This is a genomic window from Terriglobus tenax (genome assembly GCF_025685395.1).
GTDB classification, from domain to species: domain Bacteria; phylum Acidobacteriota; class Terriglobia; order Terriglobales; family Acidobacteriaceae; genus Terriglobus; species Terriglobus tenax.
The window spans coordinates 2,657,382-2,683,521 of record NZ_JAGSYA010000004.1 but is presented as its reverse complement, the minus strand read 5'-3'; the positions used below and the strand labels follow the sequence as shown (position 1 = coordinate 2,683,521).

Sequence of the window (26,140 nt, the reverse complement as noted above, 5' to 3'; positions counted from 1 at the left end):
TCTTCGCGGTCAAATCCAGGGCAAACAAAAAGCGCGGACCGAAGTCCGCGCCTTTGCTGTTTCTGGTGAAAAGAAGTTAGTGCGACTTGCCCTGGGCAGAGTTGAGCTTCTCCTCGGCCACGCGAATTTCCGCATTGGCTTCATCGTAGGCGTTGGCGTCGTCGCCGGCGTCGGCCCAGTCCTTCTCGCCCTTGGCGAGGTCGGCCTTGGCCTTCTCCACGTTAATCTCAGCCGGCTTCATCGCCTGCTCCGCCAGGATGGTGACACGCTCCGGCAGTACCTCGGCAAAGCCCCACGCCACGAAGAACGTCTCGTTGCCGGAAGCACCGCCATGCAGACGAACCTCGCCGGCGCCAAGCTCAGCCAGCAGCGGAGACGCGCCGTAGAGCGCCTCCAGGTAGCCGGACATCGACGGCAGCTCGACCGCCTCAGCCGTGGTGTCAATCACCACGCGCTGCGGCGTGACCAGCCGTACGGTCAGCAGTCCCGAATTGTTTGTCGTCTCGGCCATGGCTTACTTCTTCATCTTCTCCGCGGCTTCCAGCACTTCCTCAATGGAGCCCTTCATGTAGAAGGCCTGCTCGGGGACGCTGTCATGCTTGCCTTCGATGATCTCCTTGAAGGAGCGGACGGTGTCGGCCACCTTGACGTACTTGCCAGGGTTGCCGGTAAAGATCTCCGCGACGTGGAAGGGCTGCGACAGGAAGCGCTGCACCTTACGGGCGCGGGCAACGGTGATCTTGTCCTCTTCCGACAGTTCGTCGATACCGAGAATGGCGATGATGTCCTGCAGATCCTTGTAGCGCTGCAGAATACCCTTCACGGCCTGCGCGGTGTTGTAGTGATCCTCACCCACAACGCGGGGCGTAAGAATACGCGAGTTCGATGCCAGCGGATCGACGGCCGGGTAGATACCGATTTCCGTCAGAGCACGCGAGAGCACGGTGGTCGCGTCAAGGTGGGCAAAGGTGGTCGCCGGAGCCGGATCGGTAAGATCGTCGGCGGGCACATAAACTGCCTGCACCGAGGTGACCGAACCCTTCTTGGTCGACGTGATGCGCTCCTGCAGCTGGCCCATTTCCGTGGCCAGGTTCGGCTGGTAGCCTACGGCCGAGGGCATACGGCCCAGCAGCGTCGATACCTCAGAACCTGCCTGCGTGAAGCGGAAGATGTTGTCGATGAACAGCAGCGTGTCCGCGCCTTCTTCATCACGGAAGTGCTCCGCGATGGTCAGACCGGTCAGCGCCACGCGCAGACGGGCTCCTGGCGGCTCGGTCATCTGTCCATAGATGAGCGAAGCTTTGGACTTGGTCCAGTCGTGGGGATCAATAACACCCGACTCCTGGAACTCGTGCCACAGGTCGTTTCCTTCACGGGTACGCTCGCCTACACCGGCGAAGACCGAGAAGCCGCCGTGCTTCATGGCGACGTTGTTGATCAGCTCCTGAATCAGAACTGTCTTGCCGACGCCGGCGCCACCGAACAGGCCGATCTTGCCGCCCTTCAAGAAGGGCTGGATCAGGTCGACGACCTTGATGCCCGTCTCGAACATCTCTTCCGAGGTCGACTGCTCGTCGAACGCGGGAGCCTGGCGGTGAATCGACTTGTAGGTCTTGGCTGCAACCGGGCCGAGCTCGTCCACGGGCTTGCCCAGAACGTTCAGCACGCGGCCCAGGGTCTCACGACCCACGGGAACGGTGATGGGACCGCCGGTGTCGGTGGCCTTCATGCCGCGAACCATGCCTTCGGTGGCCGTCATAGCGACGGTGCGTACGCGGCCTTCGCCCAGATGCTGCTGCACTTCGACGATAACGTCGATCGGCTCAGGCGTGGTGAAGCCTTCGCTCGTAATGCGCAGCGCCTGGTAGATGGGCGGCATGTGCGATTCTTCGAACTGCACGTCAACGGCCGGGCCGCTGATGGAAATTACGTGTCCAATGTTCTCTGCCATAAATCTCTCTCTCGTTACAGAGCGGCCGCGCCGCTCACAATCTCGATCAGTTCCTTCGTGATGGCCGCCTGGCGTGCGCGGTTCATCGTCAAGCTCAGAGCATCAATCATCTCGCCCGCGTTGCTGGTGGCGTTGTCCATGGCCGTCATACGAGCGGCATGTTCCGCCGCGGCAGACTCGAACATCGCATGCAGAATCTGGGTCTCCACATACTTCGGCATCAGGTGCTTGAAGATATGCGCCGGGCTCTGGTCGAAGATGTAATCCACGTCCGCAGTGCCAAACTTCTTGGCTTCGCGCTCAATGGCCGTCTCTTCGGGCTCCAGGGTGCTGACGCCAGCGGTCGCAGCGGCATGGGCAGCCGCCTCACGCTGTTCCTGCGTCATCTCTTCGGAAGCCGTGATCTCGGACTCGCCCAGTTTCGCGATGGGCAGCAGCTTCTCAACGACCACACGCTGAGCAATCACGCTCTTGAACTCGTTGAAGACCACGTAGACCGAATCAATCTCCGCACGCTCAAAGCGAGCAATAATCTCATGCACCATCGCATGCACCGAAGTCAGATCCAGGCGGGCCAGCACCAGCTCATGCTCGCCGGTCAACTCCACCTGCGCCTTGCGGTGGCGGATGATCTCGTGGTGCGTCGACAGCTCGTTGTCGTACTTTTCCGTGGTGCGCTCGTACACGGCCTGCGGATACAGGCGGCGGAAGGCATCCTTCGCCTTACGGCCTACCGGTTCCACATCCACGTTCTGCCCACGGGCTGCGCGCTCGCGGATGAAGTTGGAAGCCGCACGCACAATGTTGGAGTTGAAGGCGCCGGCAAAGCCCTTGTCACCCGCCACCACAACCACGAGGACGTTCTTTTCCTCGCGCTGCACCAGCAGCGGATGAAGCACATCGCCATTGCCGTCATGGATGTCGGCGCGGCGCTGCAGTGATTCCAGCACGGCTGTAATCATCTGCGCGTAAGGCCTCGCCTGCAGCGCGGCCTCCTGCGCACGGCGCAGCTTGGCCGCCGAAACCATCTTCATCGCCTTGGTAATCTGCCGCGTGTTCTTCACGCTGCGGATACGGCGTCGTAGATCGAGAACGCTTGCCATAGTCGGTTAGGCCTTGGCGGCCTTGGCCTCCTTGGACTTGTTCTGCGCCAGGAAGTTCTTCTTGTACTCGTTGATGCCGGCCGTCAGCTTCGACTTGACTTCATCATCGAGCTGCTTCTTGGTCGCAATATCATTCAGCACGCCATTGCCATTGGCCTCAAGGTACGGATACAGGCCGTCTTCGAATGCGCGCAGCTGCTTCACTTCCACATCGTCCAGCAGACCCTGCGTACCGGCAAACAGGATCGCAACCTGCTTCTCCACCGGGAGCGGATCGAACTGGGGCTGCTTCAGCAGCTCCGTCAGGCGCTGACCACGGGCCAGCTGACGCTGCGTCGCCGGGTCAAGGTCCGAACCGAACTGGGCGAAGGCCGCGAGTTCGCGGTACTGTGCCAGGTCCAGCTTCAGCGTGGAACCAACCTGCTTGGTCGCCTTGATCGCGGCGGCAAAGCCTACACGCGATACCGACAGACCTACGTTCACGGCCGGACGGATACCCGAGTTGAACAGGTCAGTCTCAAGGAAGATCTGGCCATCGGTGATCGAAATCACGTTGGTCGGAATGTAGGCAGCCACGTCGCCGGCCTGGGTCTCGATGATCGGCAGTGCAGTCAGCGAACCGCCGCCCTTTGCATCGCTCATCTTGGCCGAGCGCTCCAGCAGGCGCGAGTGCAGGTAGAACACGTCGCCCGGATACGCTTCGCGGCCCGGAGGACGACGGAGCAGCAGCGAGATTTCGCGGTAGGCTACGGCGTGCTTGGAGAGATCGTCATAGATCACCAGGGCATGCTTGCCGTTGTCGCGGAAGTACTCACCAATCGCGGTGGCGGTGTAGGGAGCGATGTATGCCATGGGGGCCGGCTCGGAAGCCGTAGCAGCCACAACGACGGTGTACGCCATGGCGCCCTTCTCTTCGAGAGCCTGCACAACCTGCGCTACCGACGAACGCTTCTGACCGATGGCGCAATAGATGCAGATCAGGTCGTTCTTCGCGGAGTTGATGATCGTATCCAGAGCAACGGCGGTCTTGCCGGTCTGGCGGTCGCCAATGATCAGCTCACGCTGTCCACGGCCGATCGGAATCATGGAATCGATGGCCTTGATACCGGTCGCCATCGGCTCGGTGACCGACTTACGGTCGATGACGCCCGGAGCAATGCGCTCAACAGGCAGGGAGTGCGGGGTGTTGATGGGTCCCTTGTCGTCAATCGGCTCGCCCAGAGCGTTGACCACGCGGCCCACCATGGCCTCGCCCACCGGCACGGACATGATCTTGCCGGTACGCTTGACCTGATCGCCTTCGCTGATCTGGGTGTAGTCACCCAGAAGAACCGCGCCTACCTGTCCCTCGTCCAGGTTCATGGCCAGACCTGCAATGCCATGGGGGAACTCGATCAGCTCGCCGGCCATAACCTTGTCCAGGCCGTGGATACGGGCGATACCGTCGCCCAGCGAGATCACGGTGCCGACTTCGTCGACCTGCACGCGCTGCTCGTAGTTCTCAATCTGCTGCCGCAGAAGTTCGGTTATCTCATCTGCCTTGATCTGAGCCATTCCGTCGTTTCCTCTTCAATCTTTTGCTTCTAAATTTTTCGCGGGTATGTCGTGTGCGTTTCCGCCGCGTTTACGCGTTGACCAGTTTCTGCTTCAACTGGGCCAACTGCGCCTTGACCGAGCCGTCGTACAGCGTCGATCCAATCCTGATCACCGCTCCGCCCAGCAGCGTTGCATCCTGACGGTAGCTGGCGCGAACCTTGCCACCGGCCAGGGCTCCAGCCTTCTGCTCCAGCAGGGCCTTGTCCTCGTCGGTCAGCGGATGCGCACTGACAATCTCCGCCTCGGCGATACCAGCCTGCCGGTCGGCGATGGAATTGTACTCATCCAGCACCTCGGCCAGCATCTCCATGCGGTCATGTGCGGTCAGCACAGCCAGGAAGTTGCGGACCTGCTTGTCATAGCCGATCTTGCCGCCCACCGCATCCAGCACCTTTACCTTCGTGGTCTGGTCGATGGAGGGGTTCTCCAGCAATTCCTTCAGCTCGCGACTGCCAGCCAGAGTCAGCTGAAAATCAATCAACTGCTGGCGAACCTGCTCGCGGTTCAGATTCTGCGCGGAAACCACGTCAGCAAACGCCTGTGCGTAACGAAGAGCAACCTGTGACATTAGTTCTGCCCTCCGTTCGATCCGCCCAGACGCTCTGCGAAGCTGCGGATCAGAAGACGGTCGGTCTCAGCCGTTACCTGCAGCTTCTGGGCAGCCTGCGAGATCGCCAGGTCAGCGGCAAATTCCTTGATCGCGCGCTGTGCGTGCGAACTGGCCGCGGCAATCTCCTGCTCGGCGGCGGCAACAATCTTGTGCTTTTCGTCCTCAAGCTGAGCTCGCAGACGGGCTTCTTCAGCAGCGGCCTCCGCAGCAGCCTGCGAACGCAGAGCCGAGAGCTCGCCATCCAGCTTCGCGAGGCGGGCTTCCACGGCCGACATGCGGGCGTTGGCCGCCTCGGTCGCCGAACGCGCCTCGTTGAGCTGCCTGCCAATGTCCTCGGAGCGCTTGCGGAAGGCCTTGGGCAGCGCCTTCATCAGGCCATACAGAACGGCAATCGCCAGGATCGCGAAGTTCAGCACCTGGAAGACCGTGGCAGCCGTCTCCGGCTCCATGCCCAGCGCGTGGCCGAGCTTGACGACCATGGGGCTCTTCAGGAAAGCGTCGTTCTCGTTCTCGACTTCCTTCTTCTCTGACTTCTGGTCTTCAGGCGCCGTGCGCGGCACGCCCTGCGTTGCGGCCGGAGCGGACTCCTGCGCAAAGGTCAGAGGTGCGGGCACAGCAAGAACTCCGGCGAGCATCGCCACAAACATGATCTTTTTCAGCTTCACTGCGTGCCTCCAGCCGGAAGTCCCGCGGGCAGGATGGCTTTGACCACCTGGGCCGAAAGCTGCTCGCTGACGGTCTCAATCTGCTTCTTGGCCTCGGCAATGCTCTGCTCCACCTGCTGGCGGGCAGCATCCACACGAATCTGCGCCTGCTCGCGGGCCTCGCCCAGGGCGGCGTCACGCTCCGTGTTGAACTTCTGCAGACGCTGCTGGCGGGCCTCAAAGATCTCCGCGCGGGCAATGCGCAACCGTTCTTCGTAGTCCGACGTCATGTTTTCAGCAGAAGCCACGGCAGACTTCGCCTGCTCCATGGCTCCAGAGGTGCGCGCGCGGCGCTCGGCCAGCGTCTTCTCAAGAGGACGACGCACCAGAACGCTGTACGCAATAACGACGAACGCAAACAACACAATGGTCGGCACGGAGCCGAGCACAAGTTCGCTAAGTGTAGCTAGGATCTCATTCATGAAATGGCTTGTCAGGAAGCTGCCGTAACCGCGGGATCGGATCTACAGGGCAGCGAAAGAGGCTGTCTTTGTCTTCCCTTCGACACTTTTATTTGTAACAAGCCACTTTCGATAGTGTCAATGGATAGTCGTGCGATAAAAGAACGGACGCGTCGCTATTCGCACCAATTCACCCGGCTGAAAACTTCCCCTTAACCACTTGACGCCCGGTAGAACAGGCGTACCCTTAAATTCACCACCTGGACCCAATTCAGGGTCAGTCAGGCCGCCTCGCCGGGGACACTCTCCGCTCCCCCTCTTAGAGGCGGCCTGATGTATTTAACTCAGTCTTTTTCGCGAAAACAGGTTCACCACGTTCCCGCCGCGGCTCTTACCCAAATACATGGCATTGTCCGCCGCCCGCAGCAGGCTTACCCCATCCTCGGCATCCTCCGGAAAAACAGCGACGCCGACCGTGGCGCTGACTTCAATACTCCCCGAGCCGGTGCTGACCGGAATGTGCAGCCGCTGCCGCACCTGCAGCACCAGGTCTTCCAGCCCGGCCTCGTCCATCTCGCCATCCAGGCTCAGAGCGCAGGCAAACTCGTCACCGCCGAGGCGCGCAATCAGATCGTCCTTGCGCAGGCTTCGGGTCAGGGTATCGGCCACCTTGCGCAGCAACTCGTCGCCGCGCTCGTGCCCAAGGGTGTCATTCACCGGCTTGAACTTGTCCAGGTCCAGGTAAAGCACGGCCACCTTACCGTGACTCATCCGGGCATGGTCAACCATCTCGTCCAGACCGTTCCGGAAGCGGCGGCGATTGGCCAGACCGGTCAGGGAGTCCTGGTTGGCCAGCAGGTCGCTGTGCAGCTTGGCAATCTCCAGCTCTTCGTTCTGCCGCTGCAGACCCTGGGTGTACTTCCGCAGCTCGTCTTCGGCCTCCATACGGCGCTCCATCTCGGTGTTGAGCTGTGACAGGTTGCGCTCCAGCACCTGGTTGGCAACCTTCACCTTCTCCGCGCTCTCCCACAGGGGCTTTACATCGGTGAACAGCCAGAACCTGCCGGGAACCTGCGCCGTGCCCACCTCATGGCTCTCCACACGCAGCACGATCCCTCTGCTGGAACAAATCCAGTACTCCTCACCGGCTGCCGAACCTTCGGCCCTGCCATCGCGGGTCTCCGATCTCTCGACGGCGCACTGCGACCGTACCCGCTGAATGGCCGCGGCGACCGTGGCTGTATCGCGCGTCTCCTCCGGCAGTTCCAGGATGCGAGCGGCGACAGGGTTCACCACGCTGCCCGCAAGCAGGTCGACAAAGACGATGCCCAGCTCGACCTTTGCCAGAATCGTATCCAGCCGTTCCTGCACCTGTTGCTGCGAGACCGCCGCAACCTGGCGGCCGGTATATTCCCCCACCAGGCGAGTTGCCTGTTCCAGCAGCTCTGCAAAACGCGGATTCTCCGGCGGCGCCTGCTTCCAAAGGAAGTACAGGCAGCCTTCTCCGTCTGCCCATGACACCCTGCAGGAGGCAAGATACTGCGGACGGAAACCCAGCCAGCCGGTCACCGACGAGGGGAGAAGAACCTTCTCAGTGGGTTGAACACCGGAACCGCAAACGGCATGGAGGGCAGGCGAAACCGGCAGCCTGCGCCCTGCAAGACCCGACGGAACCGAGGCCAGCACTGATGCATCCATGCCCGGAGCGCCGGAAGAGACCAGGGCACCATCCGCACACAAGGTGGCCAGAACCAGACCCAGCAGAGCTGCGAGGCCTGTGTCGGGCAACTTGGAAACCGTCTCCGGGATAGCCATCCTCCGTTTCTTAGTTCAAGTGCTTCAACAGCGCGCCGGAAACAACTTCTGGTGCAGAAAGATGAGGGAAATGCCCTTCGGCTGGCAGAATCTCCAGCGCGGCATTCGGCATGTGGCTCCGCAGATATTCGCCCACCTGGTCCGGCACCGCAATGTCGTTCCGAGTCTGCAACAACACGGTCGGCCGTTCCATCAGGGCGAGGTGACGGCGGAAGTCGCACTGGAAGATAGACCGCGCCGCGCTTAACGCGATATCGGGACGCAGGGAAAACAGGCTGTCGGAAAACTCCTTCACGGCCTCACTGGAGGGCAGACCGCGAACAGCCAGCGGAGCAAAGCCGGTGATCCATCCCTGGTAGTCGCGGCTCATCATCTCGAACATGCCATTGAGCTGTTCCTGTTCGAAGCCGCCGACATACTCTCCATCATTCAGGTAGCGTGGCGAAACACCAATTCCGATGAGTTTGCGGAAGAGATTCGGACGCTCGATCGAAGCCAGAAGGCCAATCATGGAACCGACCGAAGCGCCCACGAAGCAGCACTCTTCAACGCCGGCCTCTTCCATCACCATCAGCAGATCATCGGCATGGGTTTCCAACTCGTCATAGCGGCCTGCCTCATAGGACTCGGCGCCATGCGGCCCTGCGCCGGCCATGTTCATGCGGAGCACGCGGAAACGGGATTCAAGCGAGGGCAAGACCTTGTGCCATACGGTCAGATCGGTTCCGAAGCCGTGCAACAGCACCACAAGCGGACCATCCGTCCCGGACACGGTAACGTGATGCTTCTGCAGACGGGCAGACTTCGCCACATCAGCATCGGAGAGGATCGCCGCTCTGAGCAATTTTTCTGGCAAACGTTGGGTTCCTAGCAGTTAGTTATCAGAATCCGCGCATCCGGTCTATAAGTTCCTGCCAGCCATTGTTTGCGTCATCGAAACCCGAAGAGGAAATAGCAACAATCACGCATGACCCGGCACAGCGGAAGCGATCTGGAAACGCCGGTAGCGTCCCAGCAGGCTGGCCGGTCCCTTTACATGCAGATAGACCAGGTTCCCTTCGAACCGCTTCTTTTCAATGAAAGCTCCCGCCTCGATTGCCGCTAGAGCCGCGCCCTGCTTCTGCGGAATGCGGAACTCCGCTTCGGCCGTGGGATCGGCCGCGCCTTCGCCGCCGATCCGCTCGTCGATCAGTTCGATCAAACGCGAAAGACCTTCTCCGGTCTTCGCGCTCACGGTCACCACATCCCCAAGCCCTGAACGCTGCCACAGCGTGGCACGCTCGCTCGCGCTTAGCAGATCAGCCTTGTTCATCACCTCGATGACAGGCTTACGCGCGGCTTCCAGTTCGCCCAGAACCTTCTCCACCTGCACCTTCTGCTCGTCCATCATGGGCGAGGAAGAGTCACGGACATGCAGCAGAATCTCCGCCCGCTCCACCTCTTCCAGCGTGGCGCGGAAGCTGGTGACCAGCGTATGCGGCAGGTTGCGGATGAAGCCGACGGTATCACTCAGCAGCACCTTGCGCCGCGACGGCAGCGCGAGTTGGCGCAGCTTGGGGTCCAGCGTGGCGAACATACGGCTGGACTCCAGCACCCCGGCCTCCGTCAATGCGTTGAACAACGTGCTTTTGCCCGCGTTGGTGTAGCCAACCAGAGCCACCACCGGCACGGGAACGCCTTCACGCCGCGCTCTTTGCTGGCGGCGGATGCGCCGCACCTGTTCGAGCTGGGCTTTCACATGGTCAATCCGGACACGGATGCGGCGGCGATCTGTCTCAAGCTTGGTTTCGCCCGGACCACGTGTGCCGATGCCACCACCAAGCTGGCTCATCGCCTTGCCCTTACCTGCCAGGCGCGGCAACTGGTATTCGAGCTGAGCAAGCTCCACCTGCAACTGGCCTTCGCGGGTGCGGGCGTGGCGGGCAAAAATGTCGAGGATCAACTGCGTACGGTCAATCACGCGGCAGGGCAGCAACTCGTCCAGGTTGCGAAGCTGCGAAGGAGAGAGGTCGTGGTCAAACAGCACCAGGTCAGCCCCGGTGCTCTCAATCATCGCGGCAATCTCTTCGGCCTTGCCATGACCCACCAGCAATGCGGGGTCGGGCTTCAGGCGGCGCTGGATCATCACCGAGGCAATCTCCGCTCCGGCTGAACGCGCCAGCTCGCGGAACTCCTCCAGCCCGGCCTCAAAGTCGAGATCGGCCTGTGGAACAGCGGGAGTGTCGATCTCTCCGGCATCAATGGCCGCGGAGGCGCGCGCCTGCGCAGCCACGGAGGAAAGACGCCGCCGCTCGCCGGTAAATTCCACGGCGACCAGCACGGCTTTTTCCGTGTGCGCGTTAAGACTGCGCTCGCGTAGTTCGTCAGCCTGCCGCAGCTTCTCAACGAGAAGCCGCGGCTTCTGAGTGTCTGCCAAGGTTAGGCGCCTGCGGGCTCATTCGCGACAGCAGCGTGCGCACTGTGCGCCGTTGCTGCGCCGTGCGGACGCTCGCCATGGCTGGACGTAGAGCGACCGCTGACCACGGTAGAGATAGCGTGTTTGAAAATCAACTGCTCCTGGCTGTTGTTCTCCAGCAGAACAGAGTACTTGTCAAAGGAACGGATGCGGCCCGTCAGTTTCACGCCACTAACGAGATAGATCGTGATGGGGCTCTTGTCTTTACGGACAGTGTTGAGGAAGGTGTCCTGGATGTTCTGCGCCGGCTTCGATTCCATAAAGGCCGATCTCCTTTAATTTTCTGGTTCAAACCTGCGTTGCTGGAAATAAGTGGAGCTGCACCGCCTTCCGTCAGCGACGGAAAACTTCTGCGGCGTCCAGACTCAAAAAAGTCTTGAGCGAGTTCACAATACGAGCATTGTGTCGATTTTTCAACACACGCTGCCCTAATAGACGCACAACGATGCCATCTGGCTGCTCAAAATTTGCATGGACCTCTTCCCGGCAACACCCGGCTTTCTTTCCCACGCCGGGAAGCTTAAGATCAACCTCGTGCCGAACGCTGTCCCGTTGCTCGATTTTTCCCGTGAATACCGGGTCCACCGCGAGGAGATTCTCGCCGCCCTGGAACTGGTTGCCGACTCGCAGAAGTTCATCCTCGGCCCCGAGGTCGACCGCTTTGAAGCAGCCGCAGCCGAAGCCCTGCAGGCGAAATACGCCATCGGCTGTGCCAGCGGTACCGATGCGCTGTGGCTGGCCCTTGCCGCTGCAGGCGTTGGCCCGGGCGATGAGGTCATCACCACTCCATTCAGCTTCTTCGCCTCCACCAGCGCCATCCTGCGCGCCGGGGCGACCCCTGTCTTCGCCGACATTGACCCGGTGACCTTCAATCTTTCCGCGGCTGCGGCAGAAGCCGCCATCACGCCGGGGACCAGGGCCGTTCTGCCCGTCCACCTCTACGGCCAGCCGGTGGACTGGGATCACCTGCAGCAGGTCGCCGATCGCCACAAGCTGCTGCTGGTGGAAGATGCGGCGCAGGCCTGGGGAGCACGCTGGAAGGACACGCCTGCCGGAGCGCTCGGAATCTCGGCCGCCTTCAGCTTCTACCCCACCAAGAACCTGGCCGCCATGGGCGACGCCGGCCTGGTCAGCACCAATGACCCCGCCGTGGCCGACCGCGCCCGCGCTCTGCGCACCCACGGCATGCGCAAGCGCTACTTCCACGACGAAGTGGGCTGGAACGCCCGCCTGGACAGCTTTCAGGCGGCCGTGCTGAACGTCCGCCTGAAGTATGTGAACGAGGGCAACGCCGAGCGCGCGCAGATCGCGGAAAACTACCTGCACCTGTTCCAGCAGGCTGACCTGATCGGCACGGTCACGCTGCCGGAGACGCTGAGCCACGCCCACTCAGCATGGCACCAGTACGTCATCCGTGCACCGCGCCGCGACGACCTGAGGGCGCATCTGACCAACCACCAGATCGGTACCGAGATCTATTACCCGCTGCCCATTCATCTGCAGCCGGCACTCGAGTACCTGGGCTACAAGCATGGATCGCTGCCGCACACCGAACAGGCCGCGCACGAGGTCCTGGCCCTGCCCATCTTCCCCGGCCTTCGTCTTGAGGAGCAGGAACTGGTGGTCCAGCGCATTGCAGAGTTCTATCGCTAAACGTCCGTTGCCCGCCCTTCGCGAAGCGAAGGGCGGGGTATGGCGCTCAGCGTGGCCCGTTTTGTTTTGTCATCCCCGGTAAATCGGCAGAGGGTCAGCCGTCACCGGCTTGCGCAGCTCTTCCATCAGCCCGTGCTGCGGGCTGTAGGTACACACCGGGTCGATGGCTTCCACATCCCCGGTCAGCAGAAACGCCTGGCAACGGCACCCGCCAAAATCGCGTGCCTTCCGCTCACAGCCTTTGCAGGTCTCCGGCATCCACGTCTCACCGCGGAAACGTTCAAACGCGACCGACTGCTGCCAGATCCACGGCAAACTATGTTCCTTCACATTGTCGAACTCCATCCCGGGCAGGACGCCCGCCGCATGGCACGGCAAAGCACGTCCGGCAGGATCAATCAGCAGCATCTGCCGCCCCCATCCGCCCACGCACGCCTTGGGAAAGCTGCCGTAGTAGTCCGGCAGTACGGCATCCAGGTGAATCTTCCCCTTCAGCCTCTGACGCGCCGCTTCCACAATGGGCAATGCGCGCTGCACCTGCTCCTCTGCAGGCATCAGCAGGTCGCGGTTCTTCAGCGCCCAGCCGTAGTACTGCACGTGGGCAATCTCCACGCGGTTCGGCTCCAGCGACTCGGCCAGAGCGATCATTTCCGGGAGCCGGTCAAGATTCTGCCGGTGCACCACCAGGTTGACCGTAAAGGCCAGCCGCTGCCGCTTGACGAGCGGAACCAGTTGCAGCTTCCATGCATGCGCCCGCGTTCCGGCAATAAAGTTGGCCCGCGCCTCGTCCACATCCTGAAAGCTCAGTTGCAGGTGCTCCAGCCCGGCCTCGACCAGCGCCTCCAGCCTGGCCTCCGTCATCCCTACACCGGAGGTGATCATGTTCACGTACAGTCCCGCGTCGTGACCGGCCTGGATCAACTCCGTAAGGTCCTTCCGGGCCAGCGGCTCACCACCGGTCAGGTGCAGGTGCAGAATGCCCATCTGCGCCGCCTCCGTGAAGACGCGCTTCCACGCAGCCGTATCCAGCTCCGCATCCGCCTTCTGCATCTCCAGCGGGTTGGAGCAGTACAGGCAGTGCAGCGGGCAACGATGCGTCACCTCGCAGATCAGCGATTGCGGCCGTGTCGTCGGAGGCATATTCGTCTATCCCTGCAGCACACCGCGCTCGGCAAGGCGGCCCAGCAGAGCGATCACGTCGCCCAGCATCTCGTTTTCGTCTACGCCTGCGTACTGCGCGGCCAGGTCGTGCACAATCTGCTTCACCGAGCGGGTGCCATCCACCAGCAGAAGAATGTCCCGCGTGGGGCCGCTCAGCTCCAGCGCACCCTCGGGAATCAGAACAACGTCCTGCGTGGGATGCAGACGGTACCCCGGCGTCATCTGCGGAATCGTCTCAGCCGTCATGCGTTCTCCTTTGGCACAAAGCAGCCCGGAGGCGGCGTGCCCGGCACCACATAGGCGTGCTCAATCGCATCCAGCTGCGCCCACAGAATCTCGCACTTGCGCTCCAGGGCGCGGATCACCTGTTCCTGCTCCTCGCGGTTGCGGGCATGCTTCGTTACATAATCCAGGGCGAAGGCAGCGTCCTCCGGGGCCTGCGTCAAACGGCCCACAAAGTAGGCCAGCCCGGGCTCCAGGTAGGGATAGTGAATCTTCATCTTGTCCATACGCAGGCTGATCAACTGGCGCGAGAACAGCTCCGTCAGGCTGGACGCAACAGCTACCAGCAGAGAGCTCTCGCGTACCAGAGCCAGATAGGCATCCACGGCAAAGATCACCGCAGGCAGAACGCCCTTGCACGCAATCGTGTCCTCCCGCGAGACACCCGCGGCCTCTGCCAACTGGATCCACTTCTCCACGCCGCCATAGCCGCTCTCGTCGCCGTCGTGGTCCACGATGCGCTTCCGCCACGCCCGGCGAAACGCGGGATCGTCGCTCTTGGCCAGCACCAGCGAATCTTTGATGGGAATGCGGCTCTGGTAGTAGTACCGGTTCAGCGCCCAGGCCTGCAGTTGACCACGCGTCAGCTCGCCCTGGTGCATGCGCAGGTGAAACGGGTGCAGGTGGTGGTACTTCGCCTCTCCTACCGCCTGCAGACGAGCACGCAGCTCCTCCGGCGTCAACATCACAGCAGACATCCATCCTCCGCGATCTCCCACCCGCCGGCCAGCACGGCCGACCGCTCGCCGCTCTCCCGGTCCAGGATGGGGTTGGTGTTGTTCAGATGTACAAAAACCCGGCGCGGCTTCTCCAGCCCCGCCATGCTGGCCATCATGCCGTCTTCTCCACTGATGGGGACATGTCCTATCTGACGTGCCAGCGGCGTTCCCGGCTGCGCCCGCTGCAGCTCATCGTTGCTCCAGAAGGTGCCGTCGACGGCGATCACATCCGCCGTCGCATATTCCTGGTAGAGCGAATCCGTCACCTCGCCCACCGCAGGCGTGTAGACGATCTTCTTTTCGCTGCTGGCAAGCACAAGCCCCACCACCGCCTGACCCGGCTCCGCGCCTTCGGCAAAGCTTTTCGCATAATGCGGAAGCTCGTCGGACATGGGCAGCGCAGTGCACTGCACCCCTGGCAGCAGCTCAAACGGTTCGTTGGGCAGCATGGTGATCCATGTGAGTTGTTGCGGCACGCGTTCCATCATGCGGAAGAAGCTGTTCGCCGTGAGCACGCGGTGCACCAGCGGTGTGGCGTAGACACGCAGCGGCTGGAACTCGCGCATCAGCAACAGCCCCAGTACCTGGTCCAGGTCGGCTGAGGTCAATACGATGCCGTCGACCGGCGTGTTCCGCCGGCCGCGCTCCGGCTGGGGCTGCAGCTTCGGGGTCGACTCGATCTGAACCCGCAGATCCGGTCCAGCATTCAGCAGAACATTCCGCCCGCCAGAAGACACCACAGCCTGCAACTGCAGCCGGGGCGTGCAGCGTACGGGATTCCTGCGGCTCAGATCACACAGAGCGCAGGCACAATTCCATTGCGGAAAACCGCCGCCAGCGGCGGTTCCCAGCAACTCCAGAGTGAACAAGGTTTAGATTTCGGCAGGGGCGTAGCAGTTGATCTCGCAGCCGAGGCTTACTTCTTTGAAATCAGGGCGGGTCCAGGTCTTCATATCGCTTCTTCCTCTCAAACCGTTTGATTGAGTTCTGCGTTATAAACCGCACGTAAGCGGCTCAGTGCAGATGAGAATGCCTGAAGAGGTCTGCACCTGTAAAGTCCCTCTCCGGGCGTTGCCGGCAACCTCTTGCCACACAACTACTTGCGCTTTTTCACCGATTTCTTCGCGGCCGCCTTGTTGGCTTCTTCCTGGCTTGCCTTCGCTTCTTCCGGAGCCACCTCGCCCGGCTTCAGCACACGGCGCGTGATGTTGCCCTCCAGCCGGTAGGTCTTCTCCACCAGCTTCTTCGGCGTGGAGATACCCGTCTCCGGATCGGGGATGACCGGGCCATTCTCAGCCGCCAGCACGCGATACGTAAAGGCAGGAGCAGGGCCGGTGCTTGCCGACGGCCGTCCGTTCGCCGAAGGCTGTCCGGGATCGGTCTTGATCTCTACCGGCAGGAAGCCCTGGATATTGCGGTCGCGGAAGGCCGTTTCATAGCGGTGCTTGGCGCGGTTCCAGGTAAAGACGCGCACCTGGTCGTAGTCATACGGCAGGCCAGCCTTCCAACTGTTCATCAGCGTGACGAAGATGGGCACCATCTTGTCGTCGCCTTCAATCGCGTCGTCCTGCACCTTGGTGAGGATGTAGTTGCCGACAATGCGCTGGCCCTCGGCGTAGCGCGCCACAGAGTCCGGCACGTCCACATCCATCATGCGCGAGAGCATCCAGCCCACGCGGTCGCCGGAGCGCACCAGCCACCAGTCTTCCATCGGCGGTGGAGCCGGAGCCTCGCCCTCCTTGGGCTTGGGAGCGCCACCGGGCATGGGGCGCGGCAGTGTGGCGCGGGTAACCAGGCTGAGCTTGTCGCCTTCATTCAGGCGGTAGTAATGCTCCGTGTCGCGGCCCGGCTTCACATGCAGGTAGACGTCGTCGCGCACAGTGCCTTTGGCGACAACGGTCACGCGGGCGTACTGCTTCTGTAGCGCCTCAAACTGATCGACGATGTCCTGCGTGGCCACGGCGCGTTCGTTAATCCAGCCGCTCTCACCCTTGTCGGTCGACACGCGATAGTAGTGGCGCTGGTGCTCCAGCACCTTCAGCTTCTGCCCGTTGTCCACATTGCCGGTGCGGTTGGAGACAGCAGCCAGGCGGTCGCGCAGGTAGGTTGTCTTCGCCGTAACGTAGACATACTCATCCTTGGGTTTGGGGCGCAGGCGACTGCATCCCGACAGCAGCACAAGGACAGTGGCGAGCACGAAAAGTTTGCGTTGGATCGACGGGAGGTTCACGCCCAAGACTGATCCGAGCATACTCCTGCGGATGCAGCCTTGCAGGCTGCGGTTTTCCGCCCGCACCTAGTGCGTCACTGCTACGGCCACAGGGCCATAGGCTGAGGTAGTGGAACTGACCGTGTAGATGCGGCCCAGCACCGACGTATCAAACGCATACATGCCCAGGTCCGGTGCGCCGCCGCTGGCCGCAGCCAGAATGTACTTGCCTGTCGAATCGGCCGCCAGCGCCGTAACAGTCGTTCCGCTGGAATACGGCGAGCCACTGATGGCCGTCAGCGCTCCGGTGGTGCCAATGCTGAAGGCGGAGATCGTACCGTCTCCCCGGTTGCCCACGTAGACATACTTCGCCGTGTTATCGACCACCACCGAGTTGGCCTGGGTGCCAGTGGTAAAGGGCGAACCGCCAACAATGTTCAGCGCTCCGGCCGTTCCGATGGTGAACACCGCCAGCCCACCTGCATTGCCGCTGCGCGCAATGAAGAGGAAGGCCGTGTTCTTATCCATGGCAATGGCATTGTCACTGGTCGTGGTCGGTGCGGAGAGCCGCTGACTCTCTGCAATCACGCCCGTGGTTGTGTTCAGCGTGTAGACAATCTCTCCGGCCGTTCCCAGGGCCACCATGACGTAGCTGCCACCGGGAGAGACCTTGATCATCTTCGGCACCACGGTCACCGTCGAGCTATAGCTATACGCCGCGCCTGTCTGTGCCGTCAGCAGGCCGGTCGAGCCGTCAATGGAGTACTCGCGCACCGTCGTGCCGTCGCCGTCCAGGGCGAACAGCCACTTGCCGTCCGGGGAGATGTCCATGGAAACCACGTTGCCGTTGGCCACCACCGCTCCACTGTTGGCCGCCGTCAGCACGCCGCCGGTGCCAATGGCGTAGGCATAGACCACGCCGTTGCCGCCCACGTACAGGTAGGTGTTCGCCGGATTGACGGCAATGGCTGTCGGCGTAAACGTCAGCGAGTACGGTGATCCGCTGACCGAGGCAAGCGCTCCGCTCGACATGGCAAACGCTGTAATGGACGTCGTGCCGGCGTTGGCCACGTAAACAATATTGGTTCCGGAACCGCTGCCGCCTCCGTTGATGGGAGGAAAGAACCCGGCACACCCCGCCAGCAGAACCACAGGCAGGACCAACAGAAAGCGCAGCGCTCGAAACGACATCAACACAGCCACCATTGTCGCAGGAAATTTGAGCCGGGCTGCGTGAGTTTGCCTATAATCCGGCCATGCTTATGAGCTTCCGCATGACCTTTGGCGCTGCCGCGCTGCTGACCCTGTCGACCTGCCTGTTGGACGCGCAAACCCCGCAAACCGCTCTGGAACAGGAGGTGCGTGCCGATATGAATTTTCTGGCTTCGGACGCCCTGGACGGACGTGGCTCAGCCACACGCGACGAACATATCGCCGCACAGTACGCCGCCTCCGTCTTCCAGGGCCTGGGCCTGCAGCCCGGCTCCAACGGAAGCTATCTCCAGAAAGCCCCGGTCGAACTCCCCGAGCGCGCCAAGACCCGCATCGAGCAGAAACTTGCCCCCGCCGACCGCTTTGAGACATGGAACGCCGTCGCTATCCTTCCCGGAACCGACGCAAAGCTGAAGTCCGAAGTGATTCTGCTGACCGCCCACCTGGATCACCTGGGCCTGGCAAAAACGCCTGTCAATGGAGACGCGATCTACAACGGAGCGGATGACGACGCCTCCGGCACCACCGCCGTTCTGAACCTGGCCCGCTACCTTGCCCACGGCAAGCCGCCTAAGCGCACCGTCGTCTTCGCGCTGTTTGGCACGGAAGAGCTGGGCGGCTTTGGAGCACGCGCCTTTCTGGCGCATCCCCCCGTTCCCATTACGGATATCGTGGCTAACCTGGAGTTCGAGATGATTGGCCGTCCGGACTCGGCCGTGCCCGAAGGCACCCTGTGGCTTACCGGCTTTGAGCGCAGCTCGCTTGGCCCGGAACTGGCCAAACACGGCGCCCACCTGGTGCAGGACCCGCACCCCAAGGAGCAGTTCTTCATGCGCAGTGACAACTACGGTCTCGCGCTGGAAGGCATCATCGCTCACACCGTCTCCAGCTTCGGTCTGCACACGGACTACCACCAGGTCACCGACGAGCTGACCACCATCGACTTCAAACACATGACCGCCGCCATCGCCAGCATGGAAGGCCCCGTGCAATGGCTGATCAACACCAACTGGAAGCCCGCCTGGAACCCGGGCGGCAAGCCGGAGAAGAAACAGTAACGAGTTGTGAGTGCTGTGTTGTGAGTAAGAAAAATGCCGTGGCGGCCGCCACGGCATTTGCTTTTCTATCCACTTCAGAACACAGAACTCACAACCGCCCTTACGCTGCAGGCGTAGGACTCGCCTTCTCAGAATCCAGAACCACGCCAATGGCGTGCACGATGCTGGTCACGCGGATAGCGGCGTTGACCACCTCTTCCGTCATACCCTTCTGGCGCACCACGTTCTCATGCGAGCTGACGCACTTGCCGCAGGCATTCACGGCAGAAACTGCCAGGCACCACAACTCAAAATCCACGTGGTCCACGTTGTGCGTGCGCAGCACGTTCATGCGCAGGCGAGCCGGCAGGGTGGCGTACTTCTCGTTCTCCGTCAGGTGGTGGAAGCGATAGTAGATATTGTTCATACCCATGATCGCCGCGGCAGCCTTGGCCGCATCCAGCGCAACGGGCGAGAGCACCTTGGCTGCTTCCTCAATCGTGGCCGCGGTCAGATCCGGGTTGCGCGTGGCGATGGCCGTGCTCACCACGGTGCCCCACAACTGCTGCGGAGTCAGTTCCGTGTTCTGGCGAACCAGCGTGCTGAAATTCAGCTTCAGGTCCTTCGCATACGCGGGAAGCCCGTTGATCAAATCATCCAAAGCCATGTCGTTTCTCCTTTTAACTGGAACTTTTAACGTGCAACTGCTATTCAGGCGCAAGAAAAGGCGGCCACGCCAAACGGTGGCCACCTCTTCAGGGCTTACCTTGCTTAGACCGTCAGGGTCGCTTCGCCCTTGGTCCAGTTGCAGGGGCACAGTTCGTCGGTCTGCAGAGCGTCCAGAACACGCAGAACCTCCTGTGGGTTACGTCCCACCGAACCGGCGGTGACGTAGACAAACTGGATCACGTTGTTGGGGTCGACGAGGAAGGTGGCGCGCTGCGCAACGCCGCCATCGGGATCGATGATGCCGAGCTGACCCACCAGGTCACGCTTGATGTCGGCCAGCATGGGGAAGGGCAGTTCCTTCAGGTCCTCGTGGTTGTTGCGCCACGCCAGGTGCACGAACTCGGAGTCAGTGGAGCCGCCGAGGATCTGGCAGTCACGGTCCGCAAACTCCTGGTTCAGCTTGCCAAAGCCGGCGATCTCCGTCGGGCATACGAAGGTGAAATCCTTCGGCCAGAAGAAGTACAGCTTCCACTTGCCGGGGTACGATTCCTCGGTAATGGTCTCAAACGCCTTGGCGTTGTCGCGGCTGACAGTAGCGGTCACAGAAAAGTTAGGGAACTTCTCGCCAATCTGAAGCATGTGTTCTTTCTCCTTCAACGGGTTGGTGATATCTGGGCAGACCGGTGCGCCGGTCCGCAAAAAGCGAAATCCTTCGTGCTCAAAACATCTCTGCGGCACAACAATTGCGGCTAGTGGACCTGCGTCTTTGCCTGGCACTCCGGGCAGATGCCAATGACATCGACCGCGTACCGCTCGACGAGGAACCCGCCGGGCAGCGTTGTGTGCGAGGGCAGAAGTCCAAGCTCGGCTTCATCGATATCCGAGATTGCCTTGCACTCCGTGCAGACCATATGGTGATGCGGCCGGCTGTTCATCTCCACGCGCAGCGTGCCATGGTGCATGCTCACTTCGCGGAAGATGCCGCTTTCCACAAACAGGTGGATATTTTTGTAGACCGTCGCCAGGCTGATCGCGGGAATCTTCTTCTTCACGCGGGCGTACACCTCTTCCGGAGAAGGGTGTCCGTGCATGCCCTGCATGATCTCAAACAAGACCTGACGCTGGTGCGTTACTGCGATGCCGTGCTCCTGGCACAACTCGCGGAAACTGATCAAAGACGCTTCCATCAAGAGTTAGTAGACGATAATTCTTATCGTTTGTCAAACCTTCTCAGAGGAGATTAGTGCAGCTTCTCACCGCGTGTAAACCGCTCGTCCAGCGGCTGGCGTCCGGCGAAGCCGGATTCCATCGTGTGCCAGTGCGTGATCGAAGTCTCGCCCTGCTTCCAGCACAACAACACCACGCGGTCTTCCAGTTGGAACGGAAAATCGAGCAGGCCGGAGTCCAGGTCCTTGACCTGCACACCGATGGCGTCGATCTCGGCCAGGGTGTCTTTGGCCTCCTGCACGGCCTTCTCGCGCTGTCCGCGGCGGCGGGCCACGGCGGCAATATCGACGTGCATGCCTCCGTTCAGGAAGATGCGCTGCGAAAGATCCTGCAATTCGCCCTCCACCTGCGACGCCAGTTCCGCACTGGCCTGCGCCCGTTTCAACAGGCTTTCCAGCACCGGCAACATGGTTTGCGCTTCCGAGAGAGTGAATGTCCGCATGGAAAGATTCTAGACCCGGATGGAATCTTCGGGTTTCACAGAGACGTTTTGTTTGCGGAGGGAGCAGGGGCCTTTCACGCCCCTGCTCCCTCCGGGTGGCGAAACCGCTTACACCTTGATCTCCAGCATCCGGTCCAGAGCGACCCGCGCCCACTGCTTGACCTCGTCGTCCACCTTGATGCGGTTGACCACGTTGCCCTCCAGCAGGTTTTCCAGCGCCCAGGCCAGGTGCTGCGGGCTGATGCGGTACATGGTCGTGCACAGGCAGCCTGAGTCGTCCAGTGTGATGATCTTCTTGCGCCCCTCAAAGAGCTTGGCCATGCGGTTCACCAGGTGGATCTCGGTGCCGACTGCGAACATGGAGCCGTCAGGAGCGCGTTCGATCAACTCAATAAGTTTTTCCGTGGAGCCGGTCGCATCCGCCTTCTGGCAGACCTCCCAGCGACACTCCGGGTGAACCACCACCTGGATACCGGGATACGCCGCTCGGACATTGTCCACGTGCGATGGCAGAAAACGCTGATGTACGGAGCAGTGGCCCTTCCACAGGATGACCTTCGCAGCCTTCAATTTTGCCGGGGAGACTCCGCCGCCGATCACCCAGGGGTCCCAGACCACCATCTCGTCCAGGCCGATACCCATGGCAAAGGCGGTGTTGCGGCCCAGGTGCTGGTCAGGCAGGAACAGAATCTTTTCCTTGCGGGCAAAGGCCCAGTTGAACGCACCCGGAGCATTGGACGAGGTGCAGACCAACCCGTCACGCTCGCCGCAGAAAGCCTTAATGGCTGCGGAGGAGTTCATGTAGGTCAACGGCATGACCTCACCGGCAATGCCGGCGCGCTCCAGCTGTTCCCAGCAATCTTCTACCTGGCCAATCTCGGCCATATCGGCCATGGAGCAGCCGGCGTTCAGGTCAGGCAGAATCACCTGCTGGTGCCCCTTGCCCAGAACATCGGCGCTTTCGGCCATAAAGTGCACACCGCAGAAGATCAGGTACCTGGCATCGGTCTCCGCGGCAATTTTGCTTAGTTTGTAGCTGTCGCCGGTAAAGTCCGCAAAGCGAATGACCTCGTCACGCTGATAGTGATGCCCCAGGATCACGGTCGACTTGCCCAGCTTTTGGCGGGCTGTCGCAATACGGGCATCCATGGTGTGGTCTGGCTGGGAAAGATAGTTATCCAACGAACAGGCTTCCGCCTGCGCGGGTTCTAATACGTCTTCGACAACGCTCACTTCTGTTCCTGCCTTCAGTCACGCCTTCAGGCGCGACGGGGATGTTGAAAGCAATTCCTGCTTATGGCGGCAGTGGACTCGCTGTCTGGTCGACCCAGCCCACGGGGATGTTGCCGTCAATGTTCGAGGTTTAGACGAGCGGCCAGCTCTGGAGGATTCACCGCGTCGTAACCTTTCCCGAAAAGTGTATCGCAGCCGGACGGTTGGAACGGGGTGAGAGCCATGCCCACACACACCTCCAAGTGATCGCCTGCATCCGCTATCATGGACAACAACGATGCCCAGCTTTGCCGACAGCGTGTTCCTTTTCTTTCTGGCCCTGCTCCTTTTCGGGCCCAAGAAGCTGCCGGAGCTTGCCCGTCAGTTAGGAAAGCTGATGGCCGAGTTCCGCCGTGCCTCCAACGAGTTCAAGTACCAGATGGAAGAGGAGTTACGCCTCACCGAGCAGGCCGAGGAGCGGAAAAAGCTCGCCGAGCAGGCCAGGACGGAAGACCCCGAGGCCGTGAAACCTATCGCCAGTGAAGGCGAGTTGAAGATCATGCCTCCCTCCACCGGCCTGCCCACCCCCGTGGGCGGCGAGGCAGTCGCGGATACCACCGGTGCCGAGGCCGTGAACACGCTGGTGGACTCTGTGCCGGCCGAAACGGCCGCAGCCGCGGAGCCCGAGTTCCATATTCCTTCCGAGCTGGACCAGCACATGGATCCGGCCCATTCGCACACCACGCAGGAGAACCATGGCTGACGTGATTGAACGCGCCCGTGAGGCTGTGTCAGAACGGGCCGACCTGCCCGGCATGAGCCTGATGGACCACCTGGACGAGCTGCGCAAGCGGCTGATCCGGGCGGTCATTTTTCTGGTCCTCGGCATGGCCATCGCCTATGCCTTCCACGACAAGCTCTATGGCCTGGTGCAGAAGCCGCTGACCGACCTTCACCTGCAACTGAACTTTACGCACCCGACCGACGGCCTGAACCTGTCGCTGAAGACGGCGCTGTACGGCGGCGCGATCCTGGCTTCGCCGTTCATTCTGTACCAGGTGTGGCTGTTCATCGCTCCGGGCCTGTACCAAAACGAAAAGAAGTATGTGTGGCCCTTCATGGCGGCCACCGTCGGCCTGTTCCTGCTGGGCGCGTGGTTCGGCTACCGCTGGGTGCTGCCCGAGGGATTGAAGGTCCTGATCTTCGGCTTCGGCAAGAACCTGAACCCGATCATCACCATTGAGGACTACACCAGTTTCTTCCTGGCGGTGATTCTGGGGCTGGGCGCGTGCTTTGAGCTGCCTATCGTCATCTTCTTCCTGGCGCTGTTCGGCATCGTCGATGCAAAGTTCCTGTGGAAGAACGTGCGCTACGCCATCATGATCATCTTCGTGATTGCGGCCGTCATCTGCCCCACGCCCGATCCGTTCGGCATGGTCCTGTTCGCCTCGCCCATGCTGGCGCTGTACTTTGTGTCGATCCTGGTGGCCTATATGGTTCATCCAAAACGCCGCGAAGCGAAGTCTAAGGCTGCATGATGACCTGGCTGGCCAAAATTCGGGTGCCCCATCCACGCGCAGCGTGGGCAGGCTTGTTCTTCGGAGGGAGCAGTCGCCTTCAGGCGACTGAAAAACGCTCCTTCAAGACCTGGGCTTTAGCCCTGGGCCTTTTCCTGGCACTCACAACAGCGACCAACGCCCAGAAATTTAACGGCGCGCGCGCCATGGACCTGACCCGGCAGTATGTGAATGCCAGCGGCCCCCGCTGGCTCGGCTCGCCCGGACACGCCAAGGCTGAGGCCTTTATCAAGAAGTTCTTCGCTCCGGAGATCGCCAAGGGACAGTTCGAAGAGGACGCCTTCACCGCCAGCACACCGGCGGGGTATCTTCCGGGGAAGAACTTCATCGTGAAATACCCCGGCAAGAAGGACGGCATCATCGTCCTGGCCAGCCACTACGAGACCAATTACCCGCTGCGCAACATCAACTTCGTAGGCGCCAACGACGGCGGCGCCACCAGCGCCCTGCTGATGGAGATGGCCAACTACCTGCGCGCACATGCACCAGAGGGCTACTCCGTGTGGCTGCTGTTCGATGACGCGGAAGAGGCCGTCGGCGACCACTGGGACACGCAGCGCGACGCTCTCTACGGCACCAAGCACATTGCCGCCAAATGGGCTGCCAACGGCACGCTGCCAAAGATCAAGGCCTTCCTTCTGGCCGATATGTGCGCCGACAAGGACCTGAATATCAACAAGGAGTCGAACTCGACGCCCTGGCTGCAGGAGATGCTGAAGCAGGCGGCGAAGAATACCGGCCACTCCGCCTACATCTACAAGCAGGAGTCGGCGGTCGAAGACGACCACCTGCCCTTCAAGCAGCGCGGCGTTCCGGTGCTGGACATTATTGACATCAACTACGGGCCGTCCAGCTTCTCGCACCCGGACGGCTACCACCACACCGCCGACGACACGCTGGATAAGATCTCCGCGGCCAGCCTGCAGATTTCGGGCGATCTTTTTGTTGAGATGATCAAGCTGATCAACGCATCGCACTAGCGTACGTTCCGTCTTTCCCAGCGAAGCAGGGGTCTCTGCTTCGCTTTTTCATGCCATCCCGTACCGTCCGCTGCAACGCGGACGCATCCAAGCAACAAAAGACGGCCCCAGGCCGCTAAGGTACAAATAACTAGAACCGCACGATACGCAGTCACTCTGGCAGCAAGGACTAACAACCACAGGCATGCACGACATCCCTCTTTACGACTGGATCGGTTTTCACGTCTTTCTGCTTCTGCTCTTCGTCGCCGAGTTCTTCATCCTGCGCCGGAAGCAAACGCCTGCGCGCGCCGTTGCAGCCACCTTCATGTGGGTGGCCGCGGCGCTGGCCTTCGCCGGCTACATCTGGTTCACGCTGGGCACACCCTATGACGTTGAATTCGTCTCCGGCTACGCCATTGAAGAGGCGCTCTCGGTCGACAACCTCTTCGTCTTTCTGATCCTCTTCCGCGAGTTCAAGATCGAAGGCGCACAGCAGCGCCGCGTGCTCTTCTGGGGCATTCTGGGCGCTGTGGTCATGCGCGCCGGCTTCATCAGCCTTGGCATTGAGCTGCTGGAACGCTTCGAGTGGGTAACCTACATCTTCGGAGCCTTCCTGCTGATCGCCGCCGTGCGCCTGCTGTTCCCGGAGAAGGAAAAGAAGCCCGGCAAACCGGCATGGACCAGGTGGGTCGAACGCATCTTTCCGGTCTCGCATGACGAGACGCACTTCTTCACCCGCGAAGAGGGCAAGCTGCACCTGACCATGATGTCGCTGGCGCTGATCGCCATTGCGTTTACGGACTTCGTCTTCGCCCTGGACTCGATCCCTGCCGTACTCTCACTGACGCGGCATCCGTTCATCGCGTACAGCTCCAACGTGATGGCGGTGATGGGCCTGCGCTCGCTCTACTTCCTTCTGGCGCACCTGCTGGCAAAGCTGGCCTACCTGCACTATGGCCTGGCCGCGGTGCTGGGCTTTGCGGCCTTCAAGATGCTGGCCGTGAAGTGGGTAGAGATCTCCGCCGGTGTCTCGCTGGGAGTCATCATCGGCCTTCTGGGAGTTACGGTCGTGTTGTCGCTGGTGCTGCCCAAGAAGACGGCGCACGCGTAGCAAAGCTTTGCGGAGCCTTATTGGCGTAGATC

At 61.3% G+C, this 26,140-nt stretch carries 29 protein-coding genes; 6 read left to right on the top strand and 23 right to left on the bottom strand.

Annotated features, from left to right (window positions below):
- Positions 1-76: 76 nt before the first annotated feature.
- From atpC to hfq, 11 genes are all read right to left on the bottom strand, one after another.
- Positions 77-511 (bottom strand): ATP synthase F1 subunit epsilon, encoded by a 435-nt coding sequence (gene atpC, locus OHL13_RS17075; protein WP_263411331.1) that lies wholly within the window; start codon positions 509-511, stop codon positions 77-79.
- A 3-nt stretch (positions 512-514) separates the two neighbouring features.
- Positions 515-1,951, bottom strand: coding sequence for a F0F1 ATP synthase subunit beta (atpD, locus tag OHL13_RS17070; protein ID WP_263411330.1), 1,437 nt, complete (start codon positions 1,949-1,951; stop codon positions 515-517).
- Positions 1,952-1,965: 14 nt separating this feature from the next.
- On the bottom strand, positions 1,966-3,054 hold the full coding sequence (locus OHL13_RS17065) for a F0F1 ATP synthase subunit gamma (protein ID WP_263411329.1): 1,089 nt from the start codon (positions 3,052-3,054) through the stop codon (positions 1,966-1,968).
- 6 nt (positions 3,055-3,060) lie between these two features.
- Entirely contained in the window at positions 3,061-4,608 is a 1,548-nt protein-coding gene (gene atpA / locus OHL13_RS17060; protein ID WP_263411328.1) for a F0F1 ATP synthase subunit alpha, read from the bottom strand.
- Between the two features lie 70 nt (positions 4,609-4,678).
- Positions 4,679-5,218: an ATP synthase F1 subunit delta gene (gene atpH / locus OHL13_RS17055; protein WP_263411327.1), complete on the bottom strand. Its 540-nt coding sequence runs from the start codon at positions 5,216-5,218 to the stop codon at positions 4,679-4,681.
- A complete protein-coding gene (locus OHL13_RS17050) occupies positions 5,218-5,925 on the bottom strand; it encodes a F0F1 ATP synthase subunit B family protein (protein WP_263411326.1) in 708 nt (235 codons plus the stop codon). The genes atpH and OHL13_RS17050 overlap by 1 nt, the downstream gene beginning before the upstream one ends.
- Entirely contained in the window at positions 5,922-6,386 is a 465-nt protein-coding gene (locus OHL13_RS17045; protein WP_263411325.1) for an ATP synthase F0 subunit B, read from the bottom strand. The genes OHL13_RS17050 and OHL13_RS17045 overlap by 4 nt, the downstream gene beginning before the upstream one ends.
- Positions 6,387-6,704: 318 nt before the next feature.
- Positions 6,705-8,180, bottom strand: a complete 1,476-nt coding sequence (locus tag OHL13_RS17040; protein WP_263411324.1) for a GGDEF domain-containing protein — start codon at positions 8,178-8,180, stop codon at positions 6,705-6,707.
- Between the two features lie 10 nt (positions 8,181-8,190).
- Positions 8,191-9,036 (bottom strand): alpha/beta fold hydrolase, encoded by an 846-nt coding sequence (locus tag OHL13_RS17035; protein ID WP_263411323.1) that lies wholly within the window; start codon positions 9,034-9,036, stop codon positions 8,191-8,193.
- 105 nt (positions 9,037-9,141) lie between these two features.
- Entirely contained in the window at positions 9,142-10,596 is a 1,455-nt protein-coding gene (hflX, locus tag OHL13_RS17030) for a GTPase HflX (RefSeq protein ID WP_399255980.1), read from the bottom strand.
- Between the two features lie 2 nt (positions 10,597-10,598).
- Positions 10,599-10,895, bottom strand: coding sequence for an RNA chaperone Hfq (gene hfq / locus OHL13_RS17025; RefSeq protein ID WP_263411322.1), 297 nt, complete (start codon positions 10,893-10,895; stop codon positions 10,599-10,601).
- A 274-nt stretch (positions 10,896-11,169) separates the two neighbouring features.
- On the opposite strand from hfq, the gene OHL13_RS17020 reads away from it, so the two are divergent.
- Positions 11,170-12,288: a DegT/DnrJ/EryC1/StrS family aminotransferase gene (locus tag OHL13_RS17020; protein ID WP_263411321.1), complete on the top strand. Its 1,119-nt coding sequence runs from the start codon at positions 11,170-11,172 to the stop codon at positions 12,286-12,288.
- A 69-nt stretch (positions 12,289-12,357) separates the two neighbouring features.
- Here OHL13_RS17020 and pqqE read toward each other — a convergent pair whose 3' ends face one another.
- From pqqE to OHL13_RS16990, 7 genes are all read right to left on the bottom strand, one after another.
- Positions 12,358-13,428 carry a pyrroloquinoline quinone biosynthesis protein PqqE gene (pqqE, locus tag OHL13_RS17015; protein ID WP_263411320.1) on the bottom strand — a complete coding sequence of 357 codons (1,071 nt, stop codon included), beginning with the start codon at positions 13,426-13,428 and terminating at the stop codon, positions 12,358-12,360.
- A 6-nt stretch (positions 13,429-13,434) separates the two neighbouring features.
- Complete coding sequence (locus OHL13_RS17010) at positions 13,435-13,695, bottom strand: PqqD family peptide modification chaperone (protein ID WP_263411319.1); 261 nt, start codon at positions 13,693-13,695, stop codon at positions 13,435-13,437.
- Complete coding sequence (pqqC, locus tag OHL13_RS17005; RefSeq protein WP_263411318.1) at positions 13,692-14,429, bottom strand: pyrroloquinoline-quinone synthase PqqC; 738 nt, start codon at positions 14,427-14,429, stop codon at positions 13,692-13,694. The genes OHL13_RS17010 and pqqC overlap by 4 nt, the downstream gene beginning before the upstream one ends.
- A complete protein-coding gene (gene pqqB / locus OHL13_RS17000; RefSeq protein ID WP_399256097.1) occupies positions 14,417-15,304 on the bottom strand; it encodes a pyrroloquinoline quinone biosynthesis protein PqqB in 888 nt (295 codons plus the stop codon). Before pqqB ends, pqqC begins: the two co-directional genes overlap by 13 nt.
- An 18-nt stretch (positions 15,305-15,322) precedes the next feature.
- On the bottom strand, positions 15,323-15,403 hold the full coding sequence (gene pqqA, locus OHL13_RS18740) for a pyrroloquinoline quinone precursor peptide PqqA (RefSeq protein ID WP_399256096.1): 81 nt from the start codon (positions 15,401-15,403) through the stop codon (positions 15,323-15,325).
- A 143-nt stretch (positions 15,404-15,546) separates the two neighbouring features.
- Positions 15,547-16,647 (bottom strand): SH3 domain-containing protein, encoded by a 1,101-nt coding sequence (locus OHL13_RS16995; protein ID WP_263411316.1) that lies wholly within the window; start codon positions 16,645-16,647, stop codon positions 15,547-15,549.
- A 99-nt stretch (positions 16,648-16,746) separates the two neighbouring features.
- Entirely contained in the window at positions 16,747-17,850 is a 1,104-nt protein-coding gene (locus OHL13_RS16990) for a lactonase family protein (RefSeq protein ID WP_263411315.1), read from the bottom strand.
- Between the two features lie 65 nt (positions 17,851-17,915).
- On the opposite strand from OHL13_RS16990, the gene OHL13_RS16985 reads away from it, so the two are divergent.
- The gene (locus OHL13_RS16985; RefSeq protein WP_263411314.1) at positions 17,916-18,929 is read left to right on the top strand and encodes a M28 family peptidase; all 1,014 of its coding nucleotides are present in this window, start codon (positions 17,916-17,918) and stop codon (positions 18,927-18,929) included.
- A 100-nt stretch (positions 18,930-19,029) separates the two neighbouring features.
- Here the strand turns inward: OHL13_RS16985 and OHL13_RS16980 are convergent, their stop codons facing one another.
- From OHL13_RS16980 to nadA, 5 genes are all read right to left on the bottom strand, one after another.
- On the bottom strand, positions 19,030-19,575 hold the full coding sequence (locus OHL13_RS16980) for a carboxymuconolactone decarboxylase family protein (RefSeq protein ID WP_263411313.1): 546 nt from the start codon (positions 19,573-19,575) through the stop codon (positions 19,030-19,032).
- A 104-nt stretch (positions 19,576-19,679) separates the two neighbouring features.
- Entirely contained in the window at positions 19,680-20,216 is a 537-nt protein-coding gene (locus OHL13_RS16975; protein ID WP_263411312.1) for a peroxiredoxin, read from the bottom strand.
- 110 nt (positions 20,217-20,326) lie between these two features.
- Entirely contained in the window at positions 20,327-20,752 is a 426-nt protein-coding gene (locus OHL13_RS16970; RefSeq protein ID WP_399255975.1) for a Fur family transcriptional regulator, read from the bottom strand.
- Between the two features lie 65 nt (positions 20,753-20,817).
- Positions 20,818-21,246: a DUF2203 domain-containing protein gene (locus OHL13_RS16965; RefSeq protein WP_263411310.1), complete on the bottom strand. Its 429-nt coding sequence runs from the start codon at positions 21,244-21,246 to the stop codon at positions 20,818-20,820.
- Positions 21,247-21,354: 108 nt separating this feature from the next.
- Positions 21,355-22,479, bottom strand: a complete 1,125-nt coding sequence (gene nadA / locus OHL13_RS16960; RefSeq protein ID WP_263411309.1) for a quinolinate synthase NadA — start codon at positions 22,477-22,479, stop codon at positions 21,355-21,357.
- Positions 22,480-22,756: 277 nt separating this feature from the next.
- Between nadA and OHL13_RS16955 the strand changes: the two genes are divergently transcribed.
- From OHL13_RS16955 to OHL13_RS16940, 4 genes are all read left to right on the top strand, one after another.
- Positions 22,757-23,221, top strand: a complete 465-nt coding sequence (locus OHL13_RS16955) for a twin-arginine translocase TatA/TatE family subunit (protein WP_263411308.1) — start codon at positions 22,757-22,759, stop codon at positions 23,219-23,221.
- Entirely contained in the window at positions 23,214-23,996 is a 783-nt protein-coding gene (tatC, locus tag OHL13_RS16950) for a twin-arginine translocase subunit TatC (RefSeq protein WP_263411307.1), read from the top strand. The genes OHL13_RS16955 and tatC overlap by 8 nt, the downstream gene beginning before the upstream one ends.
- A gap of 185 nt (positions 23,997-24,181) precedes the next feature.
- Positions 24,182-25,015, top strand: a complete 834-nt coding sequence (locus OHL13_RS16945; RefSeq protein WP_263411306.1) for a M28 family peptidase — start codon at positions 24,182-24,184, stop codon at positions 25,013-25,015.
- Positions 25,016-25,199: 184 nt separating this feature from the next.
- Positions 25,200-26,108, top strand: a complete 909-nt coding sequence (locus OHL13_RS16940) for a TerC/Alx family metal homeostasis membrane protein (protein WP_263411305.1) — start codon at positions 25,200-25,202, stop codon at positions 26,106-26,108.
- Positions 26,109-26,140: the final 32 nt, after the last annotated feature.

Coding starts and splice junctions, on each gene's coding strand:
- atpC (WP_263411331.1), bottom strand. CDS start 511: ATGGCCGAGACGACAAACAATTCGGGACTGCTGACCGTACGGCTGGTC.
- atpD (WP_263411330.1), bottom strand. CDS start 1,951: ATGGCAGAGAACATTGGACACGTAATTTCCATCAGCGGCCCGGCCGTT.
- OHL13_RS17065 (WP_263411329.1), bottom strand. CDS start 3,054: ATGGCAAGCGTTCTCGATCTACGACGCCGTATCCGCAGCGTGAAGAAC.
- atpA (WP_263411328.1), bottom strand. CDS start 4,608: ATGGCTCAGATCAAGGCAGATGAGATAACCGAACTTCTGCGGCAGCAG.
- atpH (WP_263411327.1), bottom strand. CDS start 5,218: ATGTCACAGGTTGCTCTTCGTTACGCACAGGCGTTTGCTGACGTGGTT.
- OHL13_RS17045 (WP_263411325.1), bottom strand. CDS start 6,386: ATGAATGAGATCCTAGCTACACTTAGCGAACTTGTGCTCGGCTCCGTG.
- OHL13_RS17040 (WP_263411324.1), bottom strand. CDS start 8,180: ATGGCTATCCCGGAGACGGTTTCCAAGTTGCCCGACACAGGCCTCGCA.
- hfq (WP_263411322.1), bottom strand. CDS start 10,895: ATGGAATCGAAGCCGGCGCAGAACATCCAGGACACCTTCCTCAACACT.
- pqqE (WP_263411320.1), bottom strand. CDS start 13,428: ATGCCTCCGACGACACGGCCGCAATCGCTGATCTGCGAGGTGACGCAT.
- OHL13_RS17010 (WP_263411319.1), bottom strand. CDS start 13,695: ATGACGGCTGAGACGATTCCGCAGATGACGCCGGGGTACCGTCTGCAT.
- pqqC (WP_263411318.1), bottom strand. CDS start 14,429: ATGTCTGCTGTGATGTTGACGCCGGAGGAGCTGCGTGCTCGTCTGCAG.
- pqqA (WP_399256096.1), bottom strand. CDS start 15,403: ATGAAGACCTGGACCCGCCCTGATTTCAAAGAAGTAAGCCTCGGCTGC.
- OHL13_RS16990 (WP_263411315.1), bottom strand. CDS start 17,850: ATGTCGTTTCGAGCGCTGCGCTTTCTGTTGGTCCTGCCTGTGGTTCTG.
- OHL13_RS16985 (WP_263411314.1), top strand. CDS start 17,916: ATGCTTATGAGCTTCCGCATGACCTTTGGCGCTGCCGCGCTGCTGACC.
- OHL13_RS16980 (WP_263411313.1), bottom strand. CDS start 19,575: ATGGCTTTGGATGATTTGATCAACGGGCTTCCCGCGTATGCGAAGGAC.
- OHL13_RS16975 (WP_263411312.1), bottom strand. CDS start 20,216: ATGCTTCAGATTGGCGAGAAGTTCCCTAACTTTTCTGTGACCGCTACT.
- OHL13_RS16965 (WP_263411310.1), bottom strand. CDS start 21,246: ATGCGGACATTCACTCTCTCGGAAGCGCAAACCATGTTGCCGGTGCTG.
- OHL13_RS16955 (WP_263411308.1), top strand. CDS start 22,757: ATGCCCAGCTTTGCCGACAGCGTGTTCCTTTTCTTTCTGGCCCTGCTC.
- tatC (WP_263411307.1), top strand. CDS start 23,214: ATGGCTGACGTGATTGAACGCGCCCGTGAGGCTGTGTCAGAACGGGCC.
- OHL13_RS16945 (WP_263411306.1), top strand. CDS start 24,182: ATGGACCTGACCCGGCAGTATGTGAATGCCAGCGGCCCCCGCTGGCTC.
- OHL13_RS16940 (WP_263411305.1), top strand. CDS start 25,200: ATGCACGACATCCCTCTTTACGACTGGATCGGTTTTCACGTCTTTCTG.